Below are 19,214 nucleotides of genomic sequence, written 5' to 3'. Positions count from 1 at the left end.
CTAGTTACCCACACGCTGGGAAACTGGCAGTAATCAGCTCTGACAACTGTGAACTAGGCATATCGAGAACCGGATTTTGCTGTTTTGGGAAAATCCGGTGTCTTAGATTCGTGCGGGTCACATCTGCCTGCGAAAAAGGAACCCAAACAGTCCTCAAATTAGTGTACGTGTTTCAACTTGCTCTCTTGTTAGCTGGCGGGGGGCGGGAGTAAACCCAGGTTTACCTGCGAATTTTTGGAGAAATCAGGCCGATTTCCCAACTGTGTGGGAAACCGCTAAGATGATGTCGTTGTTGTTTCACAACGAAGGGCCTTTAGCTCAGTTGGTAGAGCTGCGGACTTTTAATCCGTAGGTCGTGGGTTCGAGCCCCACAGGGCCCACAGTATTACCCCCATCAGGATCACTGGTGGGGGTTTTCCCTGTTTGCAACCACTCCAGTGGGACACCAGTCCTAAGCGACCACAGGCGAAGGGTCTGTAATGGAACAGGGACTTTTCCATTGATATAGCGGCTAATGGTGAATTTAGAGATGTCTAAGTATGTAGCCATGTCGATAGCAGTCAGGTCTGCGATCTCTAATGCTTTTCGGAGGCGATCTCCGAGATTAAATTCCAGTTTTGAAAAGTCGAAATGTTGCTGCATTGTCATGTTGACACCCTAACGCAATAGTTGTTGCAATATCAACCCCCAAAGTGCCCCCAAAGTCCAGTTTAAGAAATTGATTAGAAACGCAACAGTTGCGCTTGAGTCTATCCATTGGTATTAGTCATGGTATGGAACAGCAACAGTTGCTATCTACGCATGAGGTGGCAAAACTATTTAGGGTTAACCGATCGACGGTTCATCGTTGGGTGAAGCAAGGGATTTTGGCACCGGTTTTGAAAAGTTCAACTCAAACGGGAACCTATATTTTTTCGGAATATGATGTTCGCGAACTGCTTGACCGGAAGGCAGTGGCGTGATGTCTGTGTTTGCTTTTTTGGTTGGTCTTGCCGGTATCGCCGTGATGGTTATATGTATCTTTTTATCAGGCAATGGTGGGGGGAAATCGGATGGTGTGGTGGCTTCTCGGCCTGCGCCTGTGCCGGTGTGGATTGATGATTTGATTGGGGTGGTTGATGAGATTTATGGGGAGGAGTCGGCCCCGTATGGGTATGTTGCTGCTGAGGCGTTGCAGACTGCGGAGGCGTGGGTGCGGACGTATGGGCCGATTGGGGGGCATCTTCCGCCTGAGTTGGTGACTCGGATCCGGCAGAATGTCGTGTCGCATGGGGGGTGTGGTGATGAACCTGACTGTGTCTGCTGAGTGGCGTCCTGCGCGTCGGTCGAAAACCCGGTGTGGAGTTTGTGGTGTGCATTTTGCCGAAGGGTGTGTACCGCCGCGGATGGTGTCGGGTCCGTGGGCGGGGGAGCATGTGTGTGCCCGGTGTCGGGAGGAGTTAGCAGTGTGGTTGCCTGAGCCGTTGTTTTAGTTGCTGGTTGTGACTGCCTGGGTGCGGGTGGGTCACGAGGACACATCAACGTTGCCGTTCTGTTGGTGTTTCCTCGTGGTGCACCGCGTATGCGGAGGCATCAAGAACTAACTAAATAGTCATTAACCAACTTCGACCCGATCTGTCGTTTGTCCCGCAAGTTCGACACTAACCAACTGCGGCCGAGTATGTGCCTCCAATACATAAACCAAAGCGTATGACGGCTCGGCGTTATACCGCCATCTCACATCTGATCAGTGTGGGCGTGGCGTATAGCTGGAAGCCGGTGGGCAAAATCGCCCATCGGCTACTGGTCGTGGGTGTGACGACGGGAGGCGGAAAAACTGGGAAGCGCGACTGGGAGGTCACAGCAAAGGGGGCCCTTTGGGCCTTCGAACTCTTTGGCCTGGAGTGGCTGTGATCTATAGGCCTTGTGTATTGATTGATCTGTGAGGGCATGACTTATGACCATCTTTCCTGGGGTGCCGACGCCGTGTACGGCTCCTGATGCTGATCCCACGTGGTGGGACTACCCTACTTCGTTTCCGTCTGAGCAGTCTCTTGCTGAGCGCACTCGCCTGTTGCACGAGCGTGCTGCGCAGTTGTGTGGCGGCTGTCCGTTGCTGCGTGCGTGTGCTACCTATGCCTTGTCGTTGCCTGCGCCGCCGATTGGTGGGGTGATTGTTGCTGGTATTCCGATTCCGCCGCATGGCGTGTCTGTGCGTTATCGTGTGGCGATCGCTGCGGTGAGTGGGGTGGCTAGTGGGTTGTCGCTGCGCGCGATGCATGCAGCGCAGCTGGACGCAGCTGTCACGGAGCAAACGGCTCGGGCTGCTCGGGCTGCTCGGGCGCGTCGGCGGAGGGGGACCCACCCCGCCCCTGCCCATCCTGCACCCCGCCGGGATAGGGGGCGGGTATCGCGCGCGCAGGCTGAGTGTGAGGTGCTGTGATGGCTGGTTGGGGTGGGCGATCTGCGTCGCGGCTGCGGGTGTTGACGTTGGCGACGTACGGCACGATCTGCCATTTGTGCTTGCGTGATGGTGCTGACACAGCCGATCATGTGGTGCCTCGTTCGGCTGGTGGTGATGATTCGATCGAGAATCTTCGTCCGGCGCACGCCAGTTGCAATTCAGCCCGCCGTGATATGCCGCTTGATATGTGGTTCGCGAAATACCCAGTGCGACCTGGGAAAACTCTGCCGCCGAGTCGCCGATGGTGAGTTTTTATAAAAGCCGAGGTCGGGGAAGCCCCGCGCCAGCCGGAAAATCTCTCCCCGTTGTGCCCCGGGGGGCGTCCCCCCTCCCCCCTCCCCCCTTGTTTTCACTCATAACCCCCGAAACGGAAAAAGTTTTGCCATGAACCAACCCGCGCTGTTTACCCCGGCTGATGTGCCGACCGGTGACCGACACGCCCAAATGCTTGAGACTGCGATCGCCCAAGCTCGCCGCGATGGTTACCTCGAAACCCTCGACGAGGCGGCAGTATCGCTGGCTCGGGCGAATGCCCGCGCTTTGGACCAAGCCGAAGCTGATCGGAAGTACTATGCGATTGCCCAATTATCTGGGCCGTATATGGAATTGCTTCGGGAAATGAAATTGATCCCTTCTGCTCGAAATACTGACGCCGATGATGCCATTACCCAAGCCCTTGCAGCGCTCAGCACCCCCACGATTCGCCACGCCTCGGCCGACGATTAACCCTACGTTTGGCCCTGCCATTTGCCAGATTATGGAGTGGTCTGGCACGCCGGCGATGCCATGGCAGGAGTGGGCTGCGGATGTTATTGGTGAGGTTGATCGTGCCACGGGGTTGCGCCGGTGGCCACTGGTGATTATTTCGGTACCGCGCCAGTCGGGAAAAACCCGGCTTATTGGTGCCGCATGTATCCAGCGCGCACTGCAAGCTCCGAAGTCATATGTGTGGTCCACCGCCCAAACCGGCGGGCACGCCCGGCGGAATTGGATGAAGTTCACCAATGATTTACTTGATCCAACGTTTCCGTTATCAAAGCTGTTTGACCGGAAGAAATCTCGTGGTGATGAGCATTTTCTGATCCCTCGAAATGGTTCTGACTGGGCGCCGCATCCCCCGACAGAGGAGTCGCTACACGGTGAGCAAGGCGACTTCAACGTGATTGATGAGGCATGGGTGTTCGACCAAGCTGAAGGTGAAGCGCTGATGCAGGCAATTACCCCGACCCAGTCCACTCGCCCTGGTGCGCAAGTCATTTTGGTCTCGACTCGTGGGACGGCGGCGAGTACATGGTTTCACGATCAGGTTGAGGCGGCCCGTGTGGGGAAGGAAGGTGTGGCGCTGCTGGATTGGGGCATTGCTGATGATGACGATGCCAGCGATATTGCTGTTGTCGCTGCGGCGCATCCTGCGGTTGGGTTCACCCAGTCGGTGGAGTCGTTGCAGGCTGCGTGGAAGAAAATGGGTGGTAAGGTTAATGAGTTTGCTAGGGCTTACGGTAATCGTGAAACACATACCCGAGATCGATTGATCCCCATTGAAGCATGGGAGATGGCATCCAGTGACGACCCGATTCCAGCTGATGCGCCAGTGGCGTTCGGCGTAGCTGTCGCCGCTGATCGTAATACCGCCATTATTGTTACTGCTTCCATCGTGGCCTCGCAACCAATGGTTGAAGTTGTTGATGCACGCCCCGGATATCGGTGGGCGGTGGAACGAATTAATGAACTGTGTGAAGCCCACGGCGCACAGGTATGGATTGACCCGATCGGCCCGGCAGATGCTCTTGCTGCTGAACTGGACCGCAAAGGCATTCATGTGAATAAAATCACGTTTCGGGCGCTGGCGGCGGGGTGTGGTGATTTTTTGACCCGCTTGATGCACATTGATGATGATGGCATGTTTGCCCCGGAGATCAAGATACGCCCCGATCCGGCATTGGACGCCGCCGCTGATATCGCCGCTCGTCGTCGGGTTGGTGATTCCTGGGTGTGGGATCGGCGTGCAGCGGTCGGGTCGATTGCTCCGTTGGAGGCAGCGACACTGGCGATGATTGGTGCCCAGAATTACCGCGAAGACATCGAACCAGAAATTTACTAAAACCCCAGCGTGTTCTATAGATTCAGCGGAAAACCATCAGTGTGGTCAATGATGCATCCATGGGCATGATGGATGCATTTCGGGCGCTGCGCGCGATGACCGCGCCCACTTCGTCTTTGTCTGAGCACCCCAGGTTGGAGTCCCTGAGTTTCATTGGTGACGATCTCGATGACGTGTCATTGCATGGTATTACCCGTGACGCGGCCCTCACGATTCCTGCACTGCTGCGCGCCCGCAACCTTATTTGCACTACCTGCGCTCGGCTCCCGATCGTAGCGGTGCGAAACGGCACAGACCTGGATGCCCAACCCGCATGGATTTCCCGCACTGATGGGCTGCTCAGCCCGTATCACCGGATGTTGTGGACCATCGACGATCTGCTGTTTTACGGCTGGTCACTGTGGCGGGTCACCCGCGACTACTCAGGTCATGTGCTCACCGCTGACCGGGTCCCATACGATGCCTGGGCATTTGATGCCGAGGATCGTGTCCTAGTCGATGGGGCGCCGGTTGCGGCCGCAACCCATATCCTGATCCCTGGGATTCATGAGGGCATTCTTGCACTGGGGAAAACCACCATCCCGGAAGCACTCGCGCTTGCTCGTGGGGTGCGGCGCGCAGTAGAAACCCCAGCCCACACCACCGAGTTGCATCAAACCAGTGATAAGCCGTTGACACCGGAAAAAGTCGCCGAGCTGAAACAAAGCTGGATTCGTGCCCGGAAAGGCCGCGATGGTGGGGTCGCATTCACTTCAGCAGGCATTGAAGTGAAAGAACACGGCAGCATCAAAGAACACCTGTTGGTTGAGGGCCGCAACGCGGTTGCGGTTGACTTGGCGCGACTGTGCTCGATCCCGGCCGCGATGATCGATGCCACCCTCTCCGGCACCTCCTTGTCGTATTCCAATACTCAAGCCAGGATGGCCGAGCTGATCACCTTTGGCATCGCCCCGATGATTTCAGCGGTCACCGCCCGACTGGGGATGGACGACATTGTGCCCCGTGGTGTGTCACTCAGGGTCGATACCAGCGAGGCCACCGCCGATATCGCTGCACTCACTGTGCCTGATGATCGTTCCCTACCCGCGCCTAACCCACATGTTGAAATTGAAAGTGAGAACCAATGACTATTTTTGGCGTTGATGTCTCTGAGTGGCAAAACGGTCTCAGCCTCGTCGAGGCCGCCCGCGAGTCGGACCTGGATTTCGCCATCATTCGTACTACTGATGGCATCCACCGTGACCGGGTCTACCAGTCGCATCTGGCAGACGCCGAGGCAGCTGGCCTGATTACGTCGGCATACCACTATTTGCGTAACCCTCGTGAAGGATCGAGTATTGCGGCCCAGGTACAAGCCTCCCTTGAGGTTATGGGAAACCAGCAACGCCCAATGTGGATTGATGTGGAAACCCCCGCAGGCATCCACGTCGATCACATCCGCGAATGTAAGCGACTGTTCGAGCAAGCTGGTGTTCGTGTCATCGGGTGTTATTCATATGTTCCCTATTGGGAGCATAAAATTTCACCAAATGAGCCAGATAGCCATGAGTTCGGTGCATTTTGGGTCGCCGCTTATGGAACCAATACCCCGGGCCCGCCAAAAAATATTTATCCAGGAAATAGCCACAGGCAGTGGAATTACCCATTGGGCAACCAACAGCCAGCGTTGTGGCAATTTAGCTCAGAAGCGCGATTTGGAAGCTGGCGCGGCGGAAATTCAGGTGTTGATATCAATGCTTTTCGTGGCACCAGAGAACAACTACATGCCCTGTTCTATGGCACCACCTCACCGATGGAAGAAAGTGAACCTATGCGCACAGATATTGATTCATTGATCCTTGACCAGTTGGCCGGGCCGGGCCGCGATGCCCATGGCCACACATTCGCCGGCTGGCCGCAGCTCGGCGGGCGCACCGTCGTCGATGCCTTGGCCGCCATTGGTGAAGCCCTTGAAGTGCAAGGGTTTTCTGCAAAACCATGACCGTCATCGAACTTGTTGCCTTAACCATCACCGCTGTGGTGAATACCTTTGCCGTCCGGCAACTGCTTACGGTTGTTGCCCCTGATCCTGCTCCCGTACAACCATGACACCAACACAAGTGAAACATCCAAACCGCGCCACGATCCGCACCCTGGTCGCCGCTGTCATTGGCATCGGCCCGATTTTGCCAATCATTGCCAAAGAACTTGGCATTGAATCCATTCCATGGGTGGCGGCAACCCTCGCCACGATCGCTACGATCACCCGTATTCTTGCTCACCCTGCTACGGAGGCATGGATGAAAACCTACATGCCGTGGTTGGCTGCTGAACCACGAGAAAAAAAGGGGCGCCACCGTGATTCTGCAGACTAACGCACTGTTGACTGCCACCACCTGCACTGACGCCGACGCTGCCCCACGCATCGTTGAAGGGCTTATCCTGCCGTGGAATCAGCATGGCATGACCAGCGCCGGAGACTATCAGGTCGCGCGTGGGGCGATCACCATCCCCGATGATCTTCGCCATATTAAATTGTTGAGAAACCACTCAACTCAAGCAGATTGGCAACCGGTCGGCTACGCCCTGGAACTTACCGACACCGATGCTGGTTTGTACGCAAAATTTCATCTTGCCCGAACCCCGGATGGCGATCTTGCCAGCGCAGACATCCGCGAAGGAGTGCGCGATGCGCTATCGGTCGAACTGCTCGAACCCCAATTTGACGGTGACACAATTACTGCGGCGACACTGATGTCAGTCGCGTTGGTGGCGATCCCAGCGTTCTCCAGCGCCCGTGTCACCAGTATCACCGCCTCCCATACCACACCCGACCCAACCGAGACCACCACGATGAATAATGACACCCCCACCGCCGAGACTGTCACCGCCAGCGCAGGCCCGGCCGCAGCCCCCGGCGGCATCCACGCCACACCGCGCCCAGTCGAACTCAGCTGCTCTGCGATCTACGATGCGCTTGCCCGCCTGGATGATCCCACCGCCGAGCCGACTATGCTCACCGCGGCACTGCAATCATTGCAGGTCGCGAAATCCCCACTTGGGCTCGCGCCGAACTGGGTCGGTGAGCTTTGGGAAGGCGTCACCTACCAGCGGAAATTTATCCCGGCCATGCGGCAAGACACTCTCACGGGGTTGAAAATGCAAGGCGTGCGCTGGAAAACCAAACCTGAGGTCGCCGACTACGCTGGGCATCCCGCTGAAGTCTCGTCAACTAAAGCTGAATTCGAACTCGTCGAAGTTGAGGCCACCCGATTGGCGGGCGCGAACCAGCTGCCGATCGAGCACATCCATTTCCACCAAGTCGATGTCATCGCCAAATACTTCGCAGCCATGGCGGAATCCTATGCGCAAAAGTCCGACGAAAAAGCCCTGGCTGATGCGCTTGCGGGTGCCGGTGCCGAGGATGATCAATCTGCAAAGCAATGGTCGCTGTTTAAAGCCTGCGGCTGGGCGCGGCACACGATCCATGCTGCGACCAATATCGACCCGGATGTGTATGTCGTCAATGACATGGATTGGTTTAATTTGATCGATGTCAAAGAAAAAGAATTACCAGCGTTTTTGGAAATGCTTGGCATTACCCCGGCCCAGATGAAACCAACTCCATTGATCGGCAAAGGGAAAGTCCTGGCGTGGTGTAAACCAGCCATCCGCCACGGGGAGTTAGCAGGCAGCCCGATCCGCGTCGATGCACTCAACGTCGCTAAAGGTGCCACCGATGAAGGCGTGTTCGGCTATCGCGCCACACTGGTTGAGCAACCCAAGGGCCTAAAGTTGGTGAAGTTTACCGCATGACCAACCGACCAGTAGGCATCATCAATGCCGAAAAGCTTGCCGCCCAACTCAAACTCAGCGGCGACTATCACGCTGACCTCGCCGACGTCATCGACGCAGTCGTAGACCTGGTCGCTGACTGGGTCCCGGCGTCCCAATGGGACAGTGCGAAAACCCGCCGTGGCGCGCACATGCTCGCCGCCCGATTATGGCGACGCCGCGCCAGCCCCTCCGGGGTGGAAACTATCGGTGAACTGGGTCCCAGCTATGTCGCGAAATACGATCCCGATATCGAGGCATTGCTGAACCTTGGGCGCCACCGAGACATCATCGTCGCCTAGCTACCGTTACTGCAATGATTACCGACAGCCTCACTGACATTACGACCGCACTCCAAAATGCGGGCATCCCGGCCGATATCGACCCGCTATGTCTGCATCCACCGTGTGCGTGGGTGCATGCTACCCGCTGGCTCGGCCGCCGTCTCGACGGCACAAACATTATTGAGATAGGGATTCATCTTATTAGCCCAGAAACAGATATCCCGGCGGCCATCGGCGTGCTAGAAAAGATGCTCACCACAGCACTGGACGTGCTGAGCGGCAACGTCGTTGACACCGACCTGGGGACCACCGTCACCCTCCCCGGCGGGGAGGTCTGCCCTGCATTCTCTCTCACCATCCGACCCCCACACTAGGAGCTATCCATGCCAGTCAACACTAAAATTGCTACCACTGGGCCCGGCAAAATTGTGCTTGGCCAATCCACCGCCGGATTGAACTTTTCCGCCGAGGTGTCCGCCGCAACCATCGCACCATCGGTGAAAGCCGGCTCGGAAATCCAACTCCTATCAGGTGATGTCGCCGCCGAGGCAACTACCTATAGTTATAAGTTGAAACTCACATGTGTGCAAAACCTCACCGTTAAAGGCATCGTTGGGTATTTGTGGTCGAAAAAAGGCACCACTGAGAAAATCGAGTTCATTCCCAACACCACCGATGGTGGCAAATTCGAAGGCACGGTTCGCCTTGACCCGCCAGAAGTCGGGGGCAAGGTCGGGGAAGCTGGAACTACCAACATCGAGCTGGATTTCATCGGTGAACCCACATTCACCCCAGCCACGAAAGTCAACGGGATCACGCCATGAGCTACGCCGGAGCACCCGGCCATGTAGAAATCGAAGGTGCCCGGCAACTGCGCGCATCACTCCGCCGCGCTGGCATCGACATGAAACAACTCAAAGCGGTCAACAAATCAGCCGGTGAAATCGTCAAAACCGCATCTGTGGCTGTCGCACCAGTAGGCTCGCGCACAAAACGCGCGCGCGTTCGCAGACTCAAAGACACGCTCACAGTGTTCTCCACCCAGACCGGGGCACGTATCCGCCTTGGCGCGAAAAGCGTGCCCTACGCCGGGCCGATCCACTGGGGCTGGTTTGCCCGGAACATCACACCAAACCCGTTTGTTGCAGAGCAAGCCCAAAAAACTGAACCCACATGGCTTCGCCTCTACGAAGAGCACGTCAAGAACATTCTCAACACCATCGAAGGAGCTTAACCACCAATGAAAAAAATCACAGTGACGTATTCCGACGGTACGACCGAAACCGCGAAGGTCATGACCCCCGACCAAGTGCGGTTTGATATGCATCGTGCCCGGATGGGCTGGCCCTCATTTCAGGACGCACCGTTTCTCGGGATGTCGTACTGGACGTGGGCCGCACTCAACCGCACCCACGCCACCACCCTGGACTTTGACACATGGATCGAAACCGTCGCCGACCTGGTCGCCGATGATGCTCCGGAGGTGATGCCGGACCCTACGACCGGGGCACCACCATCCGGGAATTAATGCGCCTGGCCTATGCGTGGGGTGTCGCCCCTGACTATTTTTTCACCTGCGATGATGTGATGATCGCGACTGCGGTCGCCGTGGTAGAGGAAATCAACAATGGGTAAAACAGCACTGCTCTCTGTCAAAATTTTGGCAGATGCAAAAGGCGCGAACAAAGGATTCGATGAAGCCGAAACCCGGATCGATAAACTGCAATCACGCGCCACCTCCGCAGCCCAAGCCATGAGCGTGGCCTCCGGCGCAGTCATCGCCTTCGGCGTGCAAGCATTCGAATCCGCGAGCAGCCTGCAACAATCCACCGGCGCGGTAGAAAGCATTTACAAACACCAAGCCGAAGCAATTAAAACCCTCGCCGCAGAAGCATCCAGCGCCGTCGGTTTGAGCAAAAACGAATACCAAGAGTTAGCCTCGGTGATGGGGGCGCAGCTGAAAAACATGGGCGTCTCCCAAGGGGAGCTGGTCGGCCAAACTGATGAACTCATTCAAAAAGGCGCTGACCTCGCCGCCACGTTTGGTGGTACCACCGCCGACGCAGTCGCTGCACTGTCATCCCTCATGAAAGGCGAGGCCGACCCGATCGAGCGCTACGGCGTGTCCATCAAAGAATCCACCATCCAAGCCGAACTGGCCGCGCAAGGACTCGATAAACTCGAAGGCGAAGCCGCGAAAACCGCCCGCACCCAAGCCATCCTGACGCTGCTGAACCAACAAACCGCCGACACAGTTGGCGCATTCAGCCGAGAAGCCGATACCGCCGCCGGCCAACAACAACGCGCTAACGCCGCCTGGGAAAACGCCAAAGCCTCCCTCGGTGAAGCCCTCCTACCATACGTGGCACAAGCTGCAGAAAAAGTCGCGGAGCTTGCCAAATGGGTCGGCGAAAACCCAGAAAAATTCCAAGCCATGGCCGGCGCCGTCATCGGGATCACCGCCGCACTCTGGGGTGTGGTCGCTGTCGTGAAAGCCTGGCAAACCGCCACCGCTGCGATGCAGATCGCCCAAACCGCGCTCAACGTCGTCATGAGCGCCAACCCATTGGGGCTCATCGTTCTGGCGATCGCTGCGGTCATCGCGGCGCTGGTGTGGTTTTTCACTGAAACAGAAACCGGTAAACAACTCTGGCAGCAATTTACCACCGCACTCAGCGACAGCGCAGCATGGCTCGGTGACCAACTCACCGCCGCCTGGAACTGGTGCACCCAAGAATGGGAAAAGTTCACCGGTGCTGTCGACGACGGCGCGACCTGGGTGACCGACTCCTGGAACTCAATGTGGCACTCAGCCGAAGACACCTGGAATAACGCCACCGGATGGCTCGACGACAAAGCGACCTGGGTGACCGACACCATCACTGGCCTACGCTCCCTCATCTTCGACGGCGACTACACCGGCACCCTCGGCCAAGCCCTCGGCATCGAAGAAGACAACACCACCATCGGCTTCGTCCTCAATGTCCGAGACTCCCTCACAAACCTAAAAACCTCATGGTCAGAAGTCTGGACCGCGTTCCACGGCGGTGATGACGGCTACGGTGCCCTGTCATCCCTCATCGGTGCGAGTGCCGCAGAATACGTCATCACCAAAGTCGCCGATGTTGGCGACGGGATGCGCACCATGGCTGAAACCAGCCGCACAGCACTGGACTGGTGCATCGACAAATGGCACGACACCAGCACTATCGTCAGCGAGTTTATCGACCTCGCCGCCCGCCCCGGCGACGCCATCAGCGGGGCCATGGACCTCGCCGTCACCGCACACAATCGCCTCATCCAGGCCGTACGCGACACCATCGACTGGATTGACGCACTCCTCGATCGCCTCGCGAATGTCAGCCTCGGCGACCTCGCCACCTACGCGGGTGAGATTTTCGCCACCCACACCCCACCAGATCTAACCGGCACGATCCCACCAGCCCACATCCTCACCGCCGCGCCACTGGCCGCAGCCATCCTCACCGCCGCCGCCACACCCCGCCGACCACTGCGCCTCGGACGACTCTCTTACCACACCCGACCCGAAATACACAACCACTTCACCATCACTGGGGCCCTTGACCCCGATGCTGTCGCCGATCAAATCCGGCGGCTGCTCGATCGCGACCGTGAACGGCAAACAACATGGTAAAACAACGATCACCGCTGGCGCGGGGTTTGCGCGTGTCAATTGCGGGGACGCGCATCCCACTTTATGAGATTGCCGGGTTTTCCACGACGTGGGGGCGTCAAGAACTCAACGAGCCACCACGCTCGCGCACCGCCACACTCAAGCTTTACTACCCAGATTCTGCTGATGATCTGCGTGCGGCCGTAGAGTTTATGCGCAAAAAAATAGTGGTTGACCTGAATATTCCCACGCCGACTACTCAAACGAAAGAACCCAAAACTGTCCCGGTATTCCGGGGGTACGTCGATGAGGTGGAAATCACCCCAAACCACCCGCCAGAGGACGGCGGCCGCGTGCTGATCCGCGCAATCGAAGCTACTGATTATGAGGATATTTTCCGGCTCACCCCTGATGTTTTTCCGAGGGATCGGAAAGCTCATAATGCTAAAACCATGATTAACGAGTGGTTGATTAAAAAGGGTCGGCCGCGCCTGGGCATCAGCGCGTACACCGTCAGTGGCAACCCGGAGTTGTATCCCGCATCCCACAAGCAAGAAAAACGCACCATCCGCCAATGGCTCGAGGCATCGATTTGCCGTCCCATGGGCAGCTATCCGTGCTGGTCACCGGACTATCAAACGTTGCGTGTATCCACGTGCGCCGCCCGCGGCCTGACCTGGGGTGGGCTGACAGAACTCCCCGCCACCAACGTCATCTCCACCGCCGCCGCCCGTGTCGGACCCCAGCACCGAACAAAATTAATCTGGGTAGAAAACTCCGGCGCAGTCATCGGGCCCAAACGACATATCATCATCGACATCGACCGCGCCGACCGACACGGTCCTGTGATGAAAATCATTTCAGACTACGGTGTATACACCACAGACTACAAGGAGGATATGACCGCACTCTGGAAGCTGCAGGTCACGGGCTCAAGAAAATTCACATTCTCCGATCGACTTATTGCGCCATCGTGGTGGGAAAACAGGTACTGCTGGCTGCCATGGGAAGACCTCCACACCGGCATCAGCATCGCCGGCGACCCCATCGCCACCATCATGGGCGCACCCCCCTGCTTCACCGTCATCGGCGGCACCCTCACCGTCACCACCACCGAAACCACCCACACCGTCAACGCCATCTGGCGCACCCCACCAACCTAACCACCCTCAATCCGCCACGCCGCGCTGGCTGTCTCAATAACGCTCGACGGATCAACTGCGGTGTAGGCTTCAGTCGTAGCCACGCTTGCGTGGCCTAGAAGTTGTTGCACTGCACGTAGATCGTGGTGTGATCGATAGGCCACACTGGCGTATCTGTGGCGCAATTTATGTGAAGTAATTCCGGCGGGCAAATATTTACTGATTTGTTTTCCAAGCCAGCCAGCTGACACATGGCCATTCTGGCCCCCTGGAAATACATACCCTTGTTTAGCTGTAAGTTTGATTGCAAGGTGTGGTGGACACGGCACATATCGTGAATGTCCACCTTTGCCGATGACATGTATGGTCCAAAGGTTGCCGATTGCTTGCACATCAAGGCTTCTTAGTTTTGCTACTTCAAACCTTCGCAGACCGCAGGTAGTCATGATCTCGACGGCGAGCGCTACCCATGCTGGTGCTTCTTGCATGGCTTTGATTATTTGATAGTCGGCTGCGGGCATCGGAGATTTGCGAGGTCGTGCAACGGCTGGAAGTGATTCAGCTGGGTTTGCCGAAATCTTATTTTGAGCTAAAAGCCACGCAAAAAACATTCGAAGTGAGATGATTACTTGACGCCGAGTTTCGGGTGCGTATTTGCATTGAGCCAGCCAGCTTATTAGGTGGTGTCGACGGACATCATGCAGCGGGACACCTATGGAATTAAGCACCCGGCGGGTGTGTGATGTTCGGACGCCTAGAGTTCCGTCACTGCGTCCAGCTGCAGCAAGTTCTTTCCGCCACCCCCGTAGACAATCCTCTAATAAAACTCTTTGCATTTACATAGGTTAAACCTATGCTGCCCTGACCCCGTGTAAGACACGCCTAATCCTTAATCCGTAGGTCGTGGGTTCGAGCCCCACAGGGCCCACAGTATTACCCCCATCAGGATCACTGGTGGGGGTATTTTTGGATGGGTCGGAACTTCGTCTTTCAATAGCCTTGGTGATCTGCATAAGACTGGCGGGGTGTGTTCCTTGCCGGTTATTCATTGGCTGTCTCCGTTTTAAGCTCTTTTTGAGTCTCCTGTGGCCGGTAATTGCGATGATAATGAGGGGAGACGAGAACCAATGCAAGGGATTCTTTTCCATTGGGATGCCTGGCGCGGCGTCGATACTTTTCGACGCCGCGTTTCGTGCAGCTCATTGCGTTGATTGCGGGGCGTTCGTACTGAGGATTTTTTTCGAGGTGTTTTTGGTCAACAATGCCTGCTACACCGATAAACACGAAGTTCTCAGAACGTGAGGCCGATGCAGCAAATTAGCGGTGCCACACGGCGATCGACCAGGGGTGTACCGAGTTGTGGTTGTGTACGGTGACTGCTTCATCGTCATGCCAGTAGTTGTTTACCAATTCCGCCCAGTTGGCGGTGTCGATAATATAGCGCCAGTCGGAAGTGCGGAATTCTTCTGGGACATAGAAGTCCTGTTGGTCTCCGGTCATATTAATCATGATCCAGAAATTATCTTCCGGGGAGTCAATGTATACACCTAGGGCACGGTCACCTTCGGCGGGCGCGGCGTCGCCACTTGTGTTGTAGAACAGGTAGGAGACGTCGTGATTATTGGCAATATTATCGCCCCACTCGGTTTGCTGGAGACTGCTATGGCGATGCCGGAGCTGCATAAGGAAGTTGGCAAAGCGGAACAGGCCATTGACATTGGGGTTGTCATTGGCGAACTCGCCGAGATTGTCGTGGTACGCGGCGTCGATATCTTCGGCGACAGGGACACGTTGTGGCGCGTTAGTGGTGAGCATGTCGTAGTTATTGCGCATAGCCACTGAGTGAAGGGCCCAAGGATTGTTATTGCCGTTTTGGGTGCGGCCGAATTCGTCGCCGGCAACAATCATTGGGACGCCGCGGGAGAACATAAGGATGGTCCATAGGTTTCGGAGTCGTTGGCGGCGCAGCGCTTGGCTGCCACCAGAATCCCAGGACACATTATTGTCACTGCCACCATCGGAAGGTCCAAAGGGGTAGGGCTGGTCGTTGTTTTTAGTTTGATAACTGACCAGGTCTGCAAGGTTAAAGCCATCATGGGCGACAATAAAGTTAATGGTTTTTTGAGCCCCACCATTGTCGTGGAAGTGGTGGTAATCGCCATTAAACATATCGAGGAATTCGCTGGTATTACCGTCGCCTTTAGTAAACGCGCGGACTGCATCACGGTAGCGGCCATTCCATTCGCCCCAACCGCGAGGGAAATTGCCAACCTCATAGCCCCAAAGGTCCCAAGCTTCGGCAATAACTTCGACGTGTTCCTCTTCGGCAAACTTTGCGATTTCAACCAAAAGTGGATGATCGGTAAAGAAGCGTTTTTGGTTACCCCAATCATCTGGTTCCGCCCCGCCAGGCTTACGGCCAAGGACTGTGGCAAGGTCAAAACGGAAACCATCAACATGCATATCGCCTGCCCAGTAGCGAAGAGAATCAAGCACAAGTTGCTGGGCGGCGTCGGACGAGTAATTTAGCTGGTTTGAGGTGCCGGTCGCGCCGTCGACAAGAATTTTTTCGCCGGTCATTTGGTAATACTCGGCGGTGGCAAACCCACCGAGGCTAGTAAATCCAGTGGTATTTACATCCCCATTCCAGTTGCCGCCCTCGGCCGTGTGATTATATACAACATCCAGGTAAACCTCCATACCAGCGTCGTGGAATGCGGAAACCATTTCTTTGAACTCGCGAGTTGGCCCGCCCCAACTTTTATCAGATGCATAGCGGCGGTTTGGCGCAAAAAACGCCAAGGTCATATAACCCCAGGAATTTGTGGCGCTATCACGTCCACTTTCAGAAACATTAGTTTCATGCACCGGCAATAACTCAACGGTGGTGATACCCATGGCCTTGAGATAAGGTGCGAGCATACCGGCGCCTTTATATGTGCCGTGGTATTCCGCAGGGATATTTTCGACGCCCCCAAAGCCCGGCTCATCACGCAGGAGATCGGCGAGGCGTGCGACAGAAGGGTGGCCGGTTAACTGTTCGATACTTGCCTCGTAAATTATGGCTTCTTCAGCTGGCAGTTTTGGTTTTGGTGAAACTTCTGAACCTTCCGAAATTACAATGCCTTTTGGTGCATATGGTGCGGTATCAATGAGTCGACGTGGCACACCATCAATAAGGTCGCCGCCGGTGCCAAACACACCATCATTGACACCAAGACGCTGTAATTCGTCCGTGAAAACATTGTGCGTAATCTCCCTGGAATAGGGGTCAAAAAGCACTTTATTTGGGTTAAAACGATTGCCGTGCTCATCTAGGTCAGCAATAAACCCTGCATCTGATCCAGGCGTCCAAGCCTCGTCCCAAACCCAGTTGGGGCCCCATACGCGAAATCCAATAAGTGAACCGATCTGCAGGCCTTGAATTTTGGCGCGCCATACGCCGTCATTTCCGCGAGCTGGAAGGAAGGTATGCGTTGCGCTTGCGCCGAGTGCTTCAGGATACACCTCAAGTTGGATACGGGTGGCGTCAGGGGCAAACACCGCAAAAGTGACACCGTCAGCATGAGGATGAGTTCCAAGCGGCCAAGTGGCTTGAGACCACGTTGTTTGGTCAAGTGCAATGATTTTGGTCATGGGGGCCATAATTCCATGAATAGGAGAGATGCGGCAGGCCCTATAGATATTTTTTTGATTACTGTGCTGCATTGCCCCCAACTCATCGAACAGTTGAACGAGGCATTGTAATCTTCCAGATTTTTGTGCATGTACGCAGCTGACTGCTTGAATACATGACCCGTAGTGCATAACTTAAGCTCGCTGGTTTTTGCGAGTCAGGATTGGCGATGTAGAACGTCTTGCGTTATAAGGTGCGTTCCCCACCGATGGGGGTAATTTTGAACTTGCTGCCGAAAGTTAAACTGGCTTTTGTTCTATGTTGTTGCAGGGATCGGATGCGGTGGTTTGGGTGCGCTTGATTTAGTTGGTTGGTGGGGTGGGCTTGATTTAGTTAGTGGGTGGGGTGGGCTTGTTGCCACGGATTGACTTGGGGTGGATTGACTTGGGGTGAGGACTAGGAAATGGTCTGAAAGGCCTGATGCAGTCCGCGCCAGACCCGGGGAAGGTCTGAGAAAGCTTTGGGGCCTAGCCAGGCTTGGGAAAGGCTCGGGTAGGCAGATTTGTGTTGTGGGCTTTTGGTTTGGGGGTGTGAGCTGGGGAAATGTTCTGGTGGGTTGTGGGTGATGTGAAATCTGCCTGATTTTCGGGGCGTGGGGTGTCAGATCTGCCTGATATTTTGGGGCGGGTTGGCTGGAAATCCAGGGTTTCCCGGGGTTTGAGTTGGTTTCCTGGGGTACTGGCTGGCTTTCCGAGCTTTCGAGCCGCTTTCCCTGCAGTTTGATAGGCACACCCTATCAAACTAGCGATGTTTTCATCCGCATTGTCGCAGATTCCGTAAAATCGCCTGAAAAATCGCCTGAAAAAATGGAATTTGTGACAGCAACCAACATTGCACACAATCGTTGACCTGGGGTTTGTCGCAGATTCCATAAAAACAGTGAAAAAAATGGAATCTGTGACAGGTTCCCTACCTATCGTGTCGCAGATTCCATAAAATCGGCCGAAAAAATGGAATCTGTGACAACACGTCCAACCAGCGCCCAACCAGCACCCGAAAGGACCAGGTCATCAGACGCAAACAACCAAACCACAAGCGCACAATCAAACCACCGGCCAAGCCCAGATCAAACCCCGCAAACCCAGGCTGCAAACTCAGATCAAACCCAGTCTCGCCCAGTGGAGTCCGAGACGCAGCAACCACATTGGCCTCAAGAGGCACGCAAGCCCCAAGGCATTTATGGTCTCAAAACTGGGACCAAACTCAAACCCCGCACGGTGCAGTCCAATAAGTGGGGGAGTAGTTCATTTTGATAGTGGTTTAAGGTTGTACTCGGTACTCAAGCGCATCCACCAATTCCGGCAGTGCAGTGGCTGCGGTGGCTCGCCAAGAATAGTTTGCTATTCCCGTAAGCTCAGTGTCTGCTGGGGAAATTTCTAGAATTGGGATTCCTAAGTTCACCGCAATAAGCGGAAGAGAGGCCGCTGGTTGTACAACGCCCGATGTGCCTACGATAACTAGCAAATCTGCATTCGAGATATGCGTCTCGGCGGTTGTCCATTCACGCTGTGGAAGTGCCTCTCCAAACCATACAACACCAGGTCGAATGTAGTTTCCACATAGTGGACAGTTTGGCGGAGTTAAGCGTTCGATAGGGGTGTTAATAGCTTCGACATTGCGGTATGGCCTCGCGCAAATGGTGCATCGCCAAGCAAATAAGCTTCCATGTAAATGTGCTACCGCTGGCGAACCCGCCCGTTCGTGCAGATTATCGATGTTCTGTGTGGTGATATGAACATCGCTTATCGACGCCCAACGGGCCAATGCATAGTGCCCCGCATTAGGTTCTGCATTCGAAGCCAAATGTGTGCGCCAGAGGTACCAAGCCCACATGGGTTCTGGGTCGTGAATCCATGCGGAAATCGATGCCATTGCTTGCGGATCAATATTTTCCCATAGGCCTGTAGTGTCATCTCTATAAGTCTGAATGCCGCTTTCCGCGCTCATCCCGGCACCGGTAAAAACCTCGACTTTTTGTGCGAATTCTGCAAGTTTGAGGGCGTCGCTAAGGGTCATAATATCGAGGGTAACGGGGGAGTGGGTTTTTGTAACCCTATTGACATTAATTCTGAGACATATTTATAGTTCTCATAGAAAATTGGTGAACGCTGATTTTCGCGG

The 19,214-nt window shown here is 55.5% G+C and carries 21 protein-coding genes, 1 tRNA gene and 1 pseudogene; 18 read left to right on the top strand and 5 right to left on the bottom strand.

The window, feature by feature from the left end; genetic code table 11:
* Positions 1 to 307: 307 nt before the first annotated feature.
* Positions 308 to 380, top strand: a tRNA-Lys gene (locus tag CFREI_RS11270).
* Positions 381 to 474: 94 nt separating this feature from the next.
* On the opposite strand, the pseudogene CFREI_RS13440 reads toward CFREI_RS11270, so the two are convergent.
* Positions 475 to 549 (bottom strand): annotated as a pseudogene (locus CFREI_RS13440) (hypothetical protein); the annotation flags it as partial.
* A 224-nt stretch (positions 550 to 773) separates the two neighbouring features.
* On the opposite strand from CFREI_RS13440, the gene CFREI_RS13395 reads away from it, so the two are divergent.
* From CFREI_RS13395 to CFREI_RS11185, 17 genes are all read left to right on the top strand, one after another.
* A complete protein-coding gene (locus tag CFREI_RS13395; protein WP_353959537.1) occupies positions 774 to 962 on the top strand; it encodes a helix-turn-helix domain-containing protein in 189 nt (62 codons plus the stop codon).
* A complete protein-coding gene (locus CFREI_RS11260; protein WP_290246073.1) occupies positions 962 to 1,306 on the top strand; it encodes a hypothetical protein in 345 nt (114 codons plus the stop codon). Before CFREI_RS13395 ends, CFREI_RS11260 begins: the two co-directional genes overlap by 1 nt.
* Before the next feature lie 630 nt (positions 1,307 to 1,936).
* On the top strand, positions 1,937 to 2,422 hold the full coding sequence (locus CFREI_RS11255; RefSeq protein WP_290246074.1) for a hypothetical protein: 486 nt from the start codon (positions 1,937 to 1,939) through the stop codon (positions 2,420 to 2,422).
* The gene (locus tag CFREI_RS11250; protein WP_027011477.1) at positions 2,422 to 2,691 is read left to right on the top strand and encodes an HNH endonuclease; all 270 of its coding nucleotides are present in this window, start codon (positions 2,422 to 2,424) and stop codon (positions 2,689 to 2,691) included. The genes CFREI_RS11255 and CFREI_RS11250 overlap by 1 nt, the downstream gene beginning before the upstream one ends.
* Positions 2,692 to 2,827: 136 nt before the next feature.
* Complete coding sequence (locus CFREI_RS11245) at positions 2,828 to 3,169, top strand: hypothetical protein (protein WP_051255733.1); 342 nt, start codon at positions 2,828 to 2,830, stop codon at positions 3,167 to 3,169.
* 31 nt (positions 3,170 to 3,200) lie between these two features.
* The gene (locus tag CFREI_RS11240) at positions 3,201 to 4,544 is read left to right on the top strand and encodes a terminase large subunit domain-containing protein (protein ID WP_169719116.1); all 1,344 of its coding nucleotides are present in this window, start codon (positions 3,201 to 3,203) and stop codon (positions 4,542 to 4,544) included.
* 41 nt (positions 4,545 to 4,585) lie between these two features.
* Complete coding sequence (locus tag CFREI_RS11235) at positions 4,586 to 5,671, top strand: phage portal protein (RefSeq protein ID WP_290246075.1); 1,086 nt, start codon at positions 4,586 to 4,588, stop codon at positions 5,669 to 5,671.
* Positions 5,668 to 6,525: a glycoside hydrolase family 25 protein gene (locus CFREI_RS11230; RefSeq protein WP_084170620.1), complete on the top strand. Its 858-nt coding sequence runs from the start codon at positions 5,668 to 5,670 to the stop codon at positions 6,523 to 6,525. The genes CFREI_RS11235 and CFREI_RS11230 overlap by 4 nt, the downstream gene beginning before the upstream one ends.
* A 103-nt stretch (positions 6,526 to 6,628) precedes the next feature.
* Positions 6,629 to 6,898, top strand: coding sequence for a hypothetical protein (locus tag CFREI_RS11225; RefSeq protein ID WP_035111211.1), 270 nt, complete (start codon positions 6,629 to 6,631; stop codon positions 6,896 to 6,898).
* The gene (locus CFREI_RS11220; RefSeq protein WP_290246076.1) at positions 6,882 to 8,339 is read left to right on the top strand and encodes an HK97 family phage prohead protease; all 1,458 of its coding nucleotides are present in this window, start codon (positions 6,882 to 6,884) and stop codon (positions 8,337 to 8,339) included. Before CFREI_RS11225 ends, CFREI_RS11220 begins: the two co-directional genes overlap by 17 nt.
* Complete coding sequence (locus tag CFREI_RS11215; protein ID WP_290246077.1) at positions 8,336 to 8,659, top strand: hypothetical protein; 324 nt, start codon at positions 8,336 to 8,338, stop codon at positions 8,657 to 8,659. The genes CFREI_RS11220 and CFREI_RS11215 overlap by 4 nt, the downstream gene beginning before the upstream one ends.
* 14 nt (positions 8,660 to 8,673) lie before the next feature.
* Positions 8,674 to 9,015, top strand: coding sequence for a hypothetical protein (locus tag CFREI_RS11210; protein ID WP_027011476.1), 342 nt, complete (start codon positions 8,674 to 8,676; stop codon positions 9,013 to 9,015).
* 9 nt (positions 9,016 to 9,024) lie between these two features.
* On the top strand, positions 9,025 to 9,465 hold the full coding sequence (locus CFREI_RS11205; protein WP_027011475.1) for a hypothetical protein: 441 nt from the start codon (positions 9,025 to 9,027) through the stop codon (positions 9,463 to 9,465).
* Positions 9,462 to 9,875 (top strand): hypothetical protein, encoded by a 414-nt coding sequence (locus tag CFREI_RS11200; protein ID WP_027011474.1) that lies wholly within the window; start codon positions 9,462 to 9,464, stop codon positions 9,873 to 9,875. The genes CFREI_RS11205 and CFREI_RS11200 overlap by 4 nt, the downstream gene beginning before the upstream one ends.
* 6 nt (positions 9,876 to 9,881) lie before the next feature.
* Positions 9,882 to 10,169, top strand: coding sequence for a hypothetical protein (locus CFREI_RS11195; RefSeq protein WP_051255732.1), 288 nt, complete (start codon positions 9,882 to 9,884; stop codon positions 10,167 to 10,169).
* Between the two features lie 99 nt (positions 10,170 to 10,268).
* Complete coding sequence (locus tag CFREI_RS11190; RefSeq protein WP_051255731.1) at positions 10,269 to 12,296, top strand: phage tail tape measure protein; 2,028 nt, start codon at positions 10,269 to 10,271, stop codon at positions 12,294 to 12,296.
* Positions 12,290 to 13,438 carry a hypothetical protein gene (locus tag CFREI_RS11185; protein WP_027011473.1) on the top strand — a complete coding sequence of 383 codons (1,149 nt, stop codon included), beginning with the start codon at positions 12,290 to 12,292 and terminating at the stop codon, positions 13,436 to 13,438. Before CFREI_RS11190 ends, CFREI_RS11185 begins: the two co-directional genes overlap by 7 nt.
* Here the strand turns inward: CFREI_RS11185 and CFREI_RS11180 are convergent.
* The 4 genes from CFREI_RS11180 to CFREI_RS11165 all read right to left on the bottom strand — a co-directional run bounded on the left by CFREI_RS11180 (position 13,435) and on the right by CFREI_RS11165 (position 19,109).
* Positions 13,435 to 14,253 (bottom strand): tyrosine-type recombinase/integrase, encoded by an 819-nt coding sequence (locus tag CFREI_RS11180; RefSeq protein ID WP_027011485.1) that lies wholly within the window; start codon positions 14,251 to 14,253, stop codon positions 13,435 to 13,437. The two genes, CFREI_RS11185 and CFREI_RS11180, sit on opposite strands and share 4 nt — an antisense overlap.
* 205 nt (positions 14,254 to 14,458) lie before the next feature.
* The gene (locus tag CFREI_RS11175; RefSeq protein WP_156907824.1) at positions 14,459 to 14,701 is read right to left on the bottom strand and encodes a hypothetical protein; all 243 of its coding nucleotides are present in this window, start codon (positions 14,699 to 14,701) and stop codon (positions 14,459 to 14,461) included.
* Between the two features lie 33 nt (positions 14,702 to 14,734).
* A complete protein-coding gene (locus tag CFREI_RS11170) occupies positions 14,735 to 17,053 on the bottom strand; it encodes an alpha-amylase family glycosyl hydrolase (protein WP_051256130.1) in 2,319 nt (772 codons plus the stop codon).
* A gap of 1,300 nt (positions 17,054 to 18,353) precedes the next feature.
* Positions 18,354 to 19,109 (bottom strand): NAD-dependent deacylase, encoded by a 756-nt coding sequence (locus CFREI_RS11165; protein ID WP_035112587.1) that lies wholly within the window; start codon positions 19,107 to 19,109, stop codon positions 18,354 to 18,356.
* Positions 19,110 to 19,214: the final 105 nt, after the last annotated feature.

The sequence above is a fragment of the Corynebacterium freiburgense genome, assembly GCF_030408815.1.
GTDB lineage: Bacteria > Actinomycetota > Actinomycetes > Mycobacteriales > Mycobacteriaceae > Corynebacterium > Corynebacterium freiburgense.
Note: the sequence above shows the minus strand (reverse complement) of the source record. Positions and strands in the feature narration are given on the sequence as shown.

Coding starts and splice junctions, on each gene's coding strand:
- CFREI_RS11245 (WP_051255733.1), top strand. CDS start 2,828: ATGAACCAACCCGCGCTGTTTACCCCGGCTGATGTGCCGACCGGTGAC.
- CFREI_RS11195 (WP_051255732.1), top strand. CDS start 9,882: ATGAAAAAAATCACAGTGACGTATTCCGACGGTACGACCGAAACCGCG.
- CFREI_RS11185 (WP_027011473.1), top strand. CDS start 12,290: ATGGTAAAACAACGATCACCGCTGGCGCGGGGTTTGCGCGTGTCAATT.
- CFREI_RS11260 (WP_290246073.1), top strand. CDS start 962: ATGTCTGTGTTTGCTTTTTTGGTTGGTCTTGCCGGTATCGCCGTGATG.
- CFREI_RS11165 (WP_035112587.1), bottom strand. CDS start 19,109: ATGACCCTTAGCGACGCCCTCAAACTTGCAGAATTCGCACAAAAAGTC.
- CFREI_RS13395 (WP_353959537.1), top strand. CDS start 774: ATGGAACAGCAACAGTTGCTATCTACGCATGAGGTGGCAAAACTATTT.
- CFREI_RS11180 (WP_027011485.1), bottom strand. CDS start 14,253: ATGCAAAGAGTTTTATTAGAGGATTGTCTACGGGGGTGGCGGAAAGAA.
- CFREI_RS11255 (WP_290246074.1), top strand. CDS start 1,937: ATGACCATCTTTCCTGGGGTGCCGACGCCGTGTACGGCTCCTGATGCT.
- CFREI_RS11190 (WP_051255731.1), top strand. CDS start 10,269: ATGGGTAAAACAGCACTGCTCTCTGTCAAAATTTTGGCAGATGCAAAA.
- CFREI_RS11215 (WP_290246077.1), top strand. CDS start 8,336: ATGACCAACCGACCAGTAGGCATCATCAATGCCGAAAAGCTTGCCGCC.
- CFREI_RS11240 (WP_169719116.1), top strand. CDS start 3,201: ATGGAGTGGTCTGGCACGCCGGCGATGCCATGGCAGGAGTGGGCTGCG.
- CFREI_RS11230 (WP_084170620.1), top strand. CDS start 5,668: ATGACTATTTTTGGCGTTGATGTCTCTGAGTGGCAAAACGGTCTCAGC.
- CFREI_RS11205 (WP_027011475.1), top strand. CDS start 9,025: ATGCCAGTCAACACTAAAATTGCTACCACTGGGCCCGGCAAAATTGTG.
- CFREI_RS11225 (WP_035111211.1), top strand. CDS start 6,629: ATGACACCAACACAAGTGAAACATCCAAACCGCGCCACGATCCGCACC.
- CFREI_RS11170 (WP_051256130.1), bottom strand. CDS start 17,053: ATGACCAAAATCATTGCACTTGACCAAACAACGTGGTCTCAAGCCACT.
- CFREI_RS11250 (WP_027011477.1), top strand. CDS start 2,422: ATGGCTGGTTGGGGTGGGCGATCTGCGTCGCGGCTGCGGGTGTTGACG.
- CFREI_RS11210 (WP_027011476.1), top strand. CDS start 8,674: ATGATTACCGACAGCCTCACTGACATTACGACCGCACTCCAAAATGCG.
- CFREI_RS11200 (WP_027011474.1), top strand. CDS start 9,462: ATGAGCTACGCCGGAGCACCCGGCCATGTAGAAATCGAAGGTGCCCGG.